This is a genomic window from Fictibacillus phosphorivorans (genome assembly GCF_001629705.1).
Classification (GTDB): Bacteria; Bacillota; Bacilli; order Bacillales; family Fictibacillaceae; genus Fictibacillus; species Fictibacillus phosphorivorans_A.
This window is the reverse complement of the sequence record NZ_CP015378.1, coordinates 4,155,570-4,167,353: the sequence shown is the minus strand read 5'-3', so window position 1 is coordinate 4,167,353 and position 11,784 is coordinate 4,155,570. Positions and strand designations below refer to the sequence as shown.

10 protein-coding genes are annotated in these 11,784 nt (G+C 41.1%); 6 read left to right on the top strand and 4 right to left on the bottom strand.

Going from position 1 to position 11,784, the window contains the following annotated elements:
• Nucleotides 1-134: 134 nt before the first annotated feature.
• Nucleotides 135-614: an SRPBCC family protein gene (locus ABE65_RS21070; protein WP_066399466.1), complete on the top strand. Its 480-nt coding sequence runs from the start codon at nt 135-137 to the stop codon at nt 612-614.
• Between the two features lie 218 nt (nt 615-832).
• Here the strand turns inward: ABE65_RS21070 and ABE65_RS21065 are convergent, their stop codons facing one another.
• Both ABE65_RS21065 and ABE65_RS21060 read right to left on the bottom strand, forming a co-directional pair.
• The gene (locus ABE65_RS21065; RefSeq protein WP_066399464.1) at nt 833-1,756 is read right to left on the bottom strand and encodes a DMT family transporter; all 924 of its coding nucleotides are present in this window, start codon (nt 1,754-1,756) and stop codon (nt 833-835) included.
• Nucleotides 1,757-1,984: 228 nt separating this feature from the next.
• Entirely contained in the window at nt 1,985-3,352 is a 1,368-nt protein-coding gene (locus ABE65_RS21060) for an aminotransferase-like domain-containing protein (protein WP_066399461.1), read from the bottom strand.
• Nucleotides 3,353-3,466: 114 nt separating this feature from the next.
• Between ABE65_RS21060 and ABE65_RS21055 the strand changes: the two genes are divergently transcribed.
• Both ABE65_RS21055 and ABE65_RS21050 read left to right on the top strand, forming a co-directional pair.
• Entirely contained in the window at nt 3,467-4,369 is a 903-nt protein-coding gene (locus ABE65_RS21055; RefSeq protein ID WP_066399459.1) for a DMT family transporter, read from the top strand.
• 250 nt (nt 4,370-4,619) lie between these two features.
• The gene (locus tag ABE65_RS21050) at nt 4,620-5,504 is read left to right on the top strand and encodes a radical SAM/SPASM domain-containing protein (RefSeq protein ID WP_066399453.1); all 885 of its coding nucleotides are present in this window, start codon (nt 4,620-4,622) and stop codon (nt 5,502-5,504) included.
• Between the two features lie 137 nt (nt 5,505-5,641).
• Here ABE65_RS21050 and katG read toward each other — a convergent pair whose 3' ends face one another.
• On the bottom strand, nt 5,642-7,861 hold the full coding sequence (gene katG / locus ABE65_RS21045; RefSeq protein WP_066399452.1) for a catalase/peroxidase HPI: 2,220 nt from the start codon (nt 7,859-7,861) through the stop codon (nt 5,642-5,644).
• 236 nt (nt 7,862-8,097) lie between these two features.
• Between katG and ABE65_RS21040 the strand changes: the two genes are divergently transcribed.
• The 3 genes from ABE65_RS21040 (at nt 8,098) to ABE65_RS21030 (ending at nt 11,047) form a co-directional block, all read left to right on the top strand.
• A complete protein-coding gene (locus ABE65_RS21040) occupies nt 8,098-8,433 on the top strand; it encodes a zinc ribbon domain-containing protein YjdM (RefSeq protein WP_066399450.1) in 336 nt (111 codons plus the stop codon).
• Nucleotides 8,434-8,702: 269 nt separating this feature from the next.
• The gene (locus ABE65_RS21035) at nt 8,703-10,265 is read left to right on the top strand and encodes a UDP-N-acetylmuramoyl-L-alanyl-D-glutamate--2,6-diaminopimelate ligase (protein ID WP_066399449.1); all 1,563 of its coding nucleotides are present in this window, start codon (nt 8,703-8,705) and stop codon (nt 10,263-10,265) included.
• A gap of 167 nt (nt 10,266-10,432) precedes the next feature.
• Complete coding sequence (locus ABE65_RS21030) at nt 10,433-11,047, top strand: hypothetical protein (RefSeq protein ID WP_066399444.1); 615 nt, start codon at nt 10,433-10,435, stop codon at nt 11,045-11,047.
• Between the two features lie 249 nt (nt 11,048-11,296).
• On the opposite strand, the gene ABE65_RS21025 is transcribed toward ABE65_RS21030, so the two are convergent.
• Entirely contained in the window at nt 11,297-11,713 is a 417-nt protein-coding gene (locus ABE65_RS21025) for a carboxymuconolactone decarboxylase family protein (RefSeq protein WP_066399442.1), read from the bottom strand.
• Nucleotides 11,714-11,784 lie beyond the last annotated feature (71 nt).

Here is an 11,784-nt window from a genome sequence, read left to right as displayed (position 1 = left end):
ATGGGTTATTTGGAATGCATCATTGATCTGGATCTTTAGAGACATCTTACATTTTATAAGTAGCATCTTTAAGCAGGTGATAAGGAGGAAGCGACGAATTTTCCTTTAGAGTTAATTACAAGGAGGTTTTTAGGGTGAATTTGTCAAGAAATCGGAGAACAGATACTGCTTCAAAAGTGATCCCAGTTCCACCTCAAATCGTCTATCTAGCTATTATAAATCCGGATTCACTCATTCAATGGCTTCCGCCTGAAGGGATGTCGGGTAAAATTGATACCTATGATTGCCGAGAAGGAGGAGCTTATAAAATGACGCTTACGTATGAATTGGATGAGTTGATTCTAGGCAAAACGGCGGAAAACACAGATGTGGCGGAAGGAACATTTTTGGAGCTGGTCCCAAACCAGCGAATTGTCCAATCTGTTAACTTCAATTCCGAAGATCCTGCTTTCTCGGGTGAGATGATACAGAAATGGATATTGGAAGATGTTTCGGGAGGCACTAATGTTACAATCGTTTGTGAAAACGTACCAGAAGGTATTCGTAAGGAAGATCACGACACTGGACTAAGGTCCACGCTAGAAAATCTTGCTGCTTTTACTGAGAAATTGTAAATAGACACATGAAATTTATCGGATTAACAAGCCAGAGATTTTTTAAATCTCTGGCTTGTTTCAGTTATTATATTGATCAGCGCGTATCTTTTAGTTTTTTAGTTTAGGGGCGCGGGGACGGTTCTCGTGCTTCTTATTGTATAATTAGATGGAAAGGTGAATCCTTTAGTGTTTACAGTTGTAAGTTAGGAAGCAGCAGAACCGTCCCTTTGCTTTCCCTACCGCCTCGCACTCCATCGATTTATCAGTCCAACTAGATGACCATTTACGAAAATAACCCCAAGGATAATGATTGCTCCACCTAGAATACTGGTATAAATAACCTTTTCATGTAGAAGTAGCACGGCTGCTATCAGTGTAGAGACTGGTTCAAGGTATAAGAAAACGGATACTTGAGTGGCCTCCAACACCTCTAATGCTTTTGCCCAGTACCAGTAGGCAATACCGGATACAAAGACTCCAAGGAAGATAAGATGAGCCCATTCTACTCCATCTAGAAGAGTAAGCTTTTCCCAGCTTTTGTTCTGATAGATGAATGGGAGAGTAAGCAAAAGTCCCAAAGTACTCATGTAAAAGGTGAGGACCAATGCAGGCAATGGCACTTTTAGGCTTTTTAGTAAAACTGAATAAATGGCCCAATTTAAGGTACTGAGAACCATCAGTAGATACCCGATGTTGATTGAGAATCCTAATGACCTGTCTCCACCTGCTGTTGTGACCAGCAATACACCACTAATGGCCAAAATAATTCCAATAGCCTTTGGAAATGTCATCTTTTCATGCAGAAAGACCATGGAAAGAACGACGGTGAAAATGGGGGATAACGTAATGAGCCAGCCTGCAGAAGATGCATCAATGGATAAAAGCGCGCTTGCCTGAATAACTTGATGAAGAAAAACACCAAGAATCCCTAATACAATTAAGTGAGGGATATACTGTATCGGCAGCTTCATGGAATGTTCCTTTTTTACAAGGATAAGTACTAATAAAAATAATGCACCTATACCAAAACGGATGACCAGAAGAGTAAAGGGATCAAGCTTGTCCAGTACCGCTTTAGTCGAGACAAAGGATATTCCCCAAAGGCTGATGGACATGGTGGCATACAATGAGGCTCCTAGCATTTTTCGAAATGAAATCATAGATAGGCTTTCCTTTCCCAGTCAATTGTTCTACCATCTTATGCTTGTCCTCGAAAAAACATGAGGATGAGAAGCTTAGCTAGGGTCAAGAAAGTTCTTGTGAAACGAGGGGAAGGAAGCGGCAGAACCGTCCTTTGCTTCATGTATCCATAAAAATAAAAGGGCAGAAACACATTCACTCATGTGTTTCTGTCCTTTTAGCATGTTAGGCGATCTTAAATTCCAGCATTAAATCAGCGATATTTGATGAAAATGTCTGCTGTCTTTCAATACACGTATGGCTTGAGCTATTTTTTCTATTCCGGGTTGTATTTGATGTTTTTCAACTTGAGAAATGCACAAGCGAATGAGGTTATCTTGATTACATTCAGGCAGAAACATTCTTTCGCCATCATCAAGTAAAAGGTGTTGTGTTCGTAAAAGGGATGTAAGCTTTTTGGCTGATACGTGAGGAGGCAAATAGATGGAAAGGTAAAACCCTGAATCAGGCTTCGTATAGTGAGTACCTTCAGGAAGTAACTGTTCACATACCCTTTTTAGTTCATTCATTTTATGAAAATAGGTGTTCTTAATCTTTTTCAGATGACTGTAATACATCCCGCTTTTTAAATAAATGTCTAATGCACCTTGCGAGAGAACGGGGCTGTTAAAGTCAGCGCTAAACTTATAACGTAAAAAGCTCTCAATCATGTTGTTGGGCAAGACAACACTCGCAATCCGGAGCCCAGGGAGAAAGACTTTTGAAAAGCTTTGTATATAGATGACTCTTCCTGATGTATCAAAAGCGAAAAACGGATCGGCTTTTTTATCCTGCTCTAGTTCACCAAGAAAATCGTCTTCTACGATATAGACATCATATTTAGCTGCCAGCTCTACGATTCTTTTCTTCTCACTATTCGTATAGGAATGGCCAAGTGGATTCTGAAATCTAGGAATGACATAGAAGAACTTAATCTCGTTATTTTTAAATATAAATTCGAGGCGTTCTAAGTCTATTCCGTCCATGGATAATTCAATGCCAAAGGTGTTCACATCGTTCAGTTTAAGCGTTTCGATCATTCCAAAATAGGTTGGTTGTTCTATTAATATATTCTTTTTGTTGTTCGGAAAAGAGAGGGAAGTTAATAAATGAATCGCTTGCTGAGATCCTGAAACGATGACGAGCTGCTTGGGATCTGTAAACACTTGAGAAAGTTGAAGATTTTTAGAAATTTGGGTTCGCAATGAAGGAAGGCCTTGTTGATCGGTATAGGTGAAAATTTCTTCTTTATAGTGTTCGATCGCTTGATTTAAACAGTGTTGAAATTCAGTATAAGGCAATAGCGTTTTATCCGGTCCAGCAGATAAGAAATCAATTACTTCAGGATGATCTTCAGGACGTCGAAACTCATTGACAACATAATAGCCTTTTTGAGGCACGGTATATATCAAATGCTCTTTTTCCAGCTCATTGTATGCTTTGATGATCGTATTCTTGCTACAGTTATATGTAACAGATAGCTGTCGGATAGAAGGGAGCTTATGGCCTGCTGCTAGTTTCCCATTGGTCAGCTGCTGCTTAATGTCTTCTAAAACGATTCTATATTTTGGACTCAATGTGCTTCACTCTCCTCTAACTGTACCCTGACAGTGGATGAAAACAGCGATAGTATCTTCTATCTCGTTCTAATAGTATGTGATTATATTCATTATAGTCGGGGAGGAAGGAAATTGGAAAAAGAAAAGATAGGCCTATATCTAGGCTTAGCGGGTGTGATCTGCTTTAGTCTTACCTTGCCCGCGACGACTATCGCTGTTGAGCATTTCGGAACCACAATTGTGGGATTAGGAAGAACGGTAATCGCTGCATTATTAGTGGCCGTCATACTGATCGCGAGACGGGAAAAAGTGCCTAATCTACAGCAGTTTAAAAGCATCCTAATCGTTGCAGCAGGTGCAGTATTAGGTTTTCCTTTACTCACTTCATGGGCCATGAAGACGCTGCCGGTCTCACACGGCGCGGTAGAAGTAGCGCTATTGCCATTAGCAACAGCCGGTATCGCTATGTACAGAGGAGGAGAGAGGCTTTCTGTACGGTTCTGGATATCTAGTATGATTGGTTCAGGAGCAGTTATTTTATATGCAGGTTCTTCAGGCTTTGGTTCTCTTCAAGTTGAAGATGCAGGAATCTTAGCTGCCGTTATCATCTTAGGTCTTAGTTATGCAGAAGGAGGCAAGCTGTCAAAGGAGATCGGGAGCTGGCAAGTTATTGCATGGGCTATCGTGATAGGAGCACCCATCTTTGTTATACCGGTAGCGCTTAGTATTTCTGCTGACATGTTAGATGCTCCTGTACAAGCTTGGGGCAGTTTAATCTATTTGGCGGTGGTGAGCCAGTTTTTAGCTTATGTCGCATGGTATGCAGGCATGGCATTAGGCGGAATTGCACAGATCAGCCAGCTACAATATTTACAACCATTTCTGATGATTATATTTTCAGCACTATTCTTAGAAGAATCAATCACAACCATGACGTTTGTCACAGCTATCATTGTCGTCGTTTCGGTGTATATGGGTAAAAACGCGCCGATATCTAATAATCATACAAGTGCAAAGGTGATCGAAAAAGGATGATGAAATAATGACTGACGAAGAAGGGAAACGAGATGATTTCTCTTCTTTTTTGCGTTTACGTTTAGATATTTAAAGAACAACCGAACGACCAACCTTTCGTTTGCATCTATTAATTTCCTCATAACACGTTTATCTTTTTAATGAATTGTGCTCTAATAAGAAAGAGTTAAAAAAGCAGGTAGTTTATGTGCACTGTGGCTTAAGTGAGTATTAGTTTATGTATTAAGAGTTTGCGAAATGAGGAATACCCATGAAAAGATTTAAGAAGTTTTATATAGAGATTACGAGTATCTGTAATTTGGCGTGTCATTTTTGTCCTCCAACTGAACGAGCTAAACAGTTCATCTCCATTGATGATTTTACGAAACGTTTAGACCAGATCAAGCCGTATACCGATTTCATCTATTTGCATGTAAAAGGTGAGCCGTTGCTTCATCCGAAAATCGATCAGTTATTGGACATAGCCCATGAAAGAGGATTTAAAGTTAATATCACGACGAATGGGACACTCATCAAAAAGAACTGGGACAAGCTTATCAATAAGCCCGCGCTCAGACAGATGAATTTCTCCCTTCATAGTTTTGATGGCCACGTCGGTCAGAGTATGACGGATAAAGAAGAATACGTTAGAACGATCCTTTCTTTTGTACAAGAAGCAACGAGAGAGTCTTCATTATTTGTTTCTTTAAGGCTTTGGAACCTGACGCAAGACAATGCGACAAACTTGGAAAAACAGCGTAACCGTCAGCTGCTTGAGATTATTGAAAACGAATTTAATCTCGGATTTAAAATTGAAGAAAAGCTCACGCCGGGTAAAGGTATCAAACTAGCGGATCAAATTTTCATCAATCAAGATTACGAGTTTAAATGGCCGGCACTGCATGAGGAAGAGGACGATGGAAAAGGATTCTGCTACGGTCTTCGCAATCAAGCGGGCATTTTGGCGAACGGAACGGTCATTCCTTGTTGTTTAGATGGAGAAGGTGTGATTAATTTAGGAAATATCAATGAAACAGACTTCTCAACTATTATTGAAGGTGACCGAGCAAATAATCTTGTAGATGGGTTTTCACGAAGAGAAGCGGTTGAGGAACTTTGCAGAAAATGTGGTTATCGTAAGCGGTTCGGTAAATAACAAGAAAATACATGCTAGACATTTAAGACGGGGAGTTATCCTGTCTTTTTTTACGGGAAAAAACGCACCTAATTTCAAGAGCTCTGAAGCAGCAAATTCTGCATCAGAAATCGGGATTTAGGTGCGTTCATTATTTATTATTTTAATTTAACATCAAATCGATCAGCGTCCATTACTTTCACCCATGCTGAAATAAAGTCGCGTACAAATTTTTCTTGGTTGTCGTTCTGCGCATATACTTCAGCGAGTGCGCGAAGTTCTGAGTTGGACCCGAACACAAGATCAAAGCGGGAAGCTGTTCGCTTCACTTCTCCTGATTTACGGTCGCGGCCTTCGTACTCGTTAAAGCCTTTTGATTTCCACTCTACGCCCATGTCGAGCAGGTTTACGAAAAAGTCGTTCGTTAACGTTCCAACGCGGTCGGTGAAAACACCGTGTTTCGTATTCTTATAGTTTGTCCCGAGTACACGAAGACCACCGACAAGGACAGTCATTTCAGGAGCAGACAGACCTAGTAGCTGCGCTTTGTCTACGAACATCTCTTCAGGGCTTGTGCTATATCCTTTCTTTTGATAATTGCGGAACCCGTCTGATACCGGCTCTAAAACATCAAACGAAACGGCGTCCGTTTGTTCAGGCGTCGCATCACCGCGTCCAGGTGTAAATGGAACGGTAACATCAAAGCCTGCATCTCTTGCAGCTTTTTCAACAGCAGCACTTCCGCCAAGAACGATTAAGTCCGCAAGACTTACCTTCGTGTCGAGCTGGTTTTGTAGATCTTGATAGATTCCTAGCACTTTCTCCAGTTGCTCAGGTTCGTTCGCTTCCCAACTCTTTTGAGGAGCTAGGCGGATTCGCGCACCGTTCGCACCTCCGCGCATATCAGAAACACGGTACGTGCTTGCTGAAGCCCAAGCTGTTTTGACGAGCTCACTCACGGATAGTCCTGTATTTAGGATCTTTTCTTTTAACTGAGCGATGTCAGATGGTGATAGGTCATAGTCCACACTCGGCACCGGGTCTTGCCAAATGAGATCTTCGTCTGGTACTTCAGGACCTAGATAACGAACTTTCGGCCCCATGTCACGGTGAAGGAGCTTGAACCACGCTCGTGCAAAAGCATCAGCGAATTCATCTGGGTTCTCATAATAACGACGAGAAATTTTTTCATAGTCCGGATCCATACGTAAAGCCATATCCGCTGTTGTCATCATCGTTTTTACTTTGATGGATGGATCTTCGGCATCAGGTGCCATGTGTTCTTCTGTCACATCAACAGGACTCCATTGGTAAGCGCCTGCTCTACTCTTCGTTAACTCCCACTCGTAACCGAACAGAAGATCAAAATATCCGTAATCCCATTGTGTTGGGTTCGACGTCCAAGCTCCATCAACACCACTCGAAATGGTATCTCGGCCTTTTCCGCTGCCGTGACGGCTCAACCAGCCAAGTCCTTGCGTTTCGATATCTGCTGCTTCAGGATCGTCACCTACAAGAGATGGATCCCCTGCGCCATGCGCTTTTCCGAACGTATGCCCACCAGCGATAAGCGCAACCGTTTCTTCGTCATTCATCGCCATACGGCTGAACGTATCACGAATATCACGAGCACTCGCGAGCGGATCAGGCTTTCCGTTCGGTCCTTCCGGATTCACATAGATCAGACCCATCTGAACCGCAGCTAGGGGGTCTTCAAGCTCACGGTCACCCGAATAACGGTTGTCCGCTAACCATTCTTTTTCCGTTCCCCAATAAACATCTTCTTCTGCATGCCAAATATCTTCACGTCCACCAGCAAAACCAAACGTTTTTAGCCCCATGGATTCAATGGCTACGTTACCAGTGAAAACAAGGAGATCTGCCCATGAGATCTTGTTGCCGTATTTTTGTTTGATCGGCCATAACAGACGGCGAGCTTTATCCAAGTTAACGTTATCCGGCCAGCTGTTTAGTGGTGCGAAGCGTTGAGAACCTGATCCACCGCCACCGCGTCCATCAGCCGTACGATATGTACCTGCCGCATGCCAAGACATACGAATGAAGAAAGGACCATAGTGACCATAATCCGCCGGCCACCAATCCTGGCTGTCGGTCATCAATGCATGAAGATCCTTCTTCAGTGCGTCATAATCCAGTTTGGAGAACTCTTCACGATAATTAAAATCGTCTCCCATCGGATTTGATTTTTTGTCATGCTGGCGAAGAACGTTCAGGTTGAGTTGATTCGGCCACCAATCCTTATTTGTCGTACCATGTGGCGCTCTTGAAGTCGTAATCGCACTATCCTTGTGGTGTGTGACAGGACATTGACCTGCAGATGTGTGTTCTTTTTGATCGGGCTTGTTGTTGTTTTCCATTACAATTTCCCCTTCCTTTTTTGGAACTTAAAATTGCAAAACACGAAAAGCCATGATGTTAGATGTTTGATTATTATGATAACTCAATTATAGTGGACAGGTATATGGATTCAAAGCGTAATGCATTTTTGATGTTCACATTAAGGATTGCGATTTGAAACGATACTGCTAAGTCATCTTTACCTAATTTTTAGTGTGGTAAAATGAACATAACTATAAGAAAAGAGGACTACCTAATGTCTAACCTACCAAACTGTCCGAAATGTAGCTCTGCTTATGTGTATGAGGATGGAACATTTCTCGTATGTCCAGAATGTGCACATGAATGGTCACTCGAAACAGAGAGCGAATCAGACGAAAAGGTTGTAAAAGATTTCAACGGAAACATCCTTCAAGACGGTGACTCTGTATCTGTAATTAAAGATCTTAAAGTCAAAGGAACATCTTCTGTTATTAAGATCGGAACAAAAGTAAAAGGCATTCGTCTCGTCGAGGGTGATCATGATATTGATTGTAAGATTGACGGATTTGGCGCGATGAAATTGAAGTCCGAGTTTGTAAAAAAGATTTAGCTTTTAAATAATAACCACCATTCTCCGGTGGTTATTTTTTTGGAAAATAATCCTGCATTCTAAGACCCCAAAAACTCTTTAACCCCGTCCTTCCAGTATTTAACGCTATTTTTTTCTCACAAAAAGTTGAAGAAACATAAATAAAAAAAGGTTAACAATCGAATACTTAGGGTATTTAAAGAAAGTATGTGTGCATAAAAATTTTAAATACAAACTTTTATATTCTACTATAGTAATGATTCATAGATTGATCGCAAAAGGAGAGACAGATGAATATACATTTTGAACAAAAAAAGCAGCAATTAGGTATTCGGGAAATTTGGGGAAGCAAACAGCAAACCATTTCTTCTGTCTGCTTTGATTCCAGAAACGTAACAAATAACTCTTCCTTTGTTTGTATAACGGGTGAACAATTTGACGGTCACAACTTTATTGAGAGTGCCATCAAGAACGGTGCCGTTGTTGTGGCTGGTGAAAATAAAACAATTTTAAAAGAGGCGAGCGAAATCTATAGGGATCGTACATTCTTACTTGTTGAGGATGCTCGCGTATTTATGGCTCAATTATCTATCCTGTTTAATAAACGTATACATGAAAAATTAATCACAGTGGGCATTACCGGCACGAACGGAAAGACGACGGTCGCCGCTTATGTTCGATCATTAATGAACTTATGTGGTGTGAAAGCGGGTTCGATTGGAACAACAGGTATGATTTCCTCTACAGGTAACTTAAACATGAAACAGTCCACGCCAACAACGCCTGAAGCACCTGATCTTCATCACATCTTCAAACAATTTGTTGAAAATGGAGATCAACTCGCTGCGATGGAGGTTACATCTGTTGGAATTGAACAAAAAAGAACAGCGGGCATCTGTTTTGATGTTGCGATTCATACAAACTTATCGCCAGAACATTTGGAGTTTCACCATACATTCGAAAACTACAAACAAGCGAAGTTGAAATTATTTAAACAAGCAAAAAAAGCGGTTGTGAACATTGATGACGAAGGTATGGGGAAAGAAATCGTTGAGTTATTTGCAGGTCCTTTGCTAACGTATAGCATGAATGAAGAAAGCGGTGCAGATGTGATCGCGACAGATGTTAAGCAGGTAGCAAACGGTACTTCGTTTACCTTAACACTTGAAGGAAAAAGTTATTCTGTGATAACACCTTTTTACGGAACTTATAATATAGCAAATCTTCTTTCCGCCATCTGTACAGGTTTGCATATCGGAATTCCATTAGAAAAAATGCTTCAAGTTCTACCCGAAATGACGGGACCTGAAGGAAGATTTGAAATCATTCATAAACAAAAACGCAAGATCATTCTGGACTACGCACACACTCCTGTTGCGTTACAAAACTTAGTAACAGAAGTGAAAAAGCTGCCATATAGTCGACTGATTGTGTTAGTCATGGGTATTGGCATAAGAGATAAAGAGAAGATGCCAAAAATGGCGGAAACGATTGAGAACCAAGCAGATGAAATCGTCGTATCTGTCGATCATCCAGGATATAACGATCCGAGTGAGATCGTTGGTCACGTGATGAAGGGTTTCAAAAATCCTGCTGCACCTAACATTCACTCAGAACTCACGCGTCATGATGCGGTGATCAAAGCATTGTCTCTGAGTGAAGAAAATGACATTGTTCTTCTCACGAGTGGCTGCATCAACGGTGCTCAAATTGTAAATGGCGAGAAGATTCCTCACTCCGACAAAGACATCATTGCAGATTTCTTTAGAAGTAAAAAAGTAGCGAAGAATGGAAGGATGTTTGCTTCTTCTAAGATAAGATGGGCTCCATCTAAAAAGAGAAACATATTGTAAAAAAGTTTAGATAAACAAAAACCCCGTTATGGAAATAGCGGGGTTTTTACTCGTTGTGCTTTCTGTAAAAGAAGCATCAAACACTCTCTTTTTACAGTTATGGGGCATAACCCCTGAACAAGCCGGGTATTGATTAATACTTACAAAATGTTGAGGGAGCTGACAGCGTGAATACACTTTTCTTAGTATCGTTTTTAGTGAGTTCAATAGTGACAGGTGCGAACTCGAGCGAAATGGCCTTAAATCGAACGAGCAATGATGTAACGCAGAATGAAGAGGAAACACAAAGCTTTTCAGAGCCGATCAATACGGAAGAACAGCAAGATGCTGTTTTGAAATTTATAAATGTGGACGTGGCAGCAGTATCTACTTTCGAAGTACAAGCCTTTGAATCTTTAGCTAGTGTTTCAGGTGCAAATTATACCGATGACGAGACTATGTATTTGGAGTTAGTGGAAACGACGATTCCTGCCTATGAAAAAGCAGTGTCTCAAGCGAAAACGATCGATGTTCAAGGAGAAGAATTAGTAGGAATGAAGAAGCAAATCGTAAAAGCTACCGAAACTTTTTACGAAGGTTTAATCCTTCAAAGGCAAGCGTTAGAACAACAAGATGAAAACCTGATCACGCAGTCTAATCTAAAATTAGAAGAATACTTCCAATTGGTAGACGCTTACCACGCAGAAATGGAATTGTTGAGCAAAAAATACGACATCGAATATAAAGACGTTCCTAGTAATTCAGAGCAATTGGAGAAGACAGAAGAAGACGATTTCTTGTAATGCCTAGTGAAATGGGCTTGTACGATAACATAGACACCCCCAAGACTTCATTGATAAGTTGATTGGAGCGCAAGGTGCGAGACTCCTGGGGGATCAGCGGGAAAGGTGAGACTCTTAACAGCGCAAAGCGCTAAGAGGCTCAACGCACGCCCCCCGGAAAGCGAGCATCCTGGAGCGCAAAGCAACCTCTCTCAAGACTTCTAGGCATAACAAAAAGTAGCTACCCTGTAAAAAGGATAGCTACTTTTTTTAATGTGCCTTTAATTCACTCACTTCTTCATCGCGCATTGAAAAAACTTTCTTCGCAATCGATAACGCATTCAACACACGAGGAAAACCTGTATACGGAATCAAGTGCGTGATGCTCTCTACGACCTCTTCTTTCGTTAATCCTGCCGTCAGCCCCGTATTGATATGAAGCTCCAATTGTGGTTCCGTTCCTTGTGTCACAAGAGAAGAAATGGTTACAAGCGCTCTTTGTTTGTTCGTTAATCCGGCTCGTGAATAGATCTCGCCGTACGCAAATTCAATAATGTATTTTCCTACATCTGGCGCAATATCTTGCAGGTCATCTGAGATTTTTAAGTGTGTTGAAATGTCTTTGTTATCCGTTAGCGTGTACTCCATCAATTTATCTAATCCATTTTGATAACGATCTTTTTCCATGAGTAGTGCCTCCTATAATTTGTATAGGAATTACTTTATCTCAACTCAACCTATTCGTAAAATACATATAA

Coding starts and splice junctions, on each gene's coding strand:
- ABE65_RS21065 (WP_066399464.1), bottom strand. CDS start 1,756: ATGATTTCATTTCGAAAAATGCTAGGAGCCTCATTGTATGCCACCATG.
- ABE65_RS21050 (WP_066399453.1), top strand. CDS start 4,620: ATGAAAAGATTTAAGAAGTTTTATATAGAGATTACGAGTATCTGTAAT.
- katG (WP_066399452.1), bottom strand. CDS start 7,861: ATGGAAAACAACAACAAGCCCGATCAAAAAGAACACACATCTGCAGGT.
- ABE65_RS21040 (WP_066399450.1), top strand. CDS start 8,098: ATGTCTAACCTACCAAACTGTCCGAAATGTAGCTCTGCTTATGTGTAT.
- ABE65_RS21035 (WP_066399449.1), top strand. CDS start 8,703: ATGAATATACATTTTGAACAAAAAAAGCAGCAATTAGGTATTCGGGAA.
- ABE65_RS21025 (WP_066399442.1), bottom strand. CDS start 11,713: ATGGAAAAAGATCGTTATCAAAATGGATTAGATAAATTGATGGAGTAC.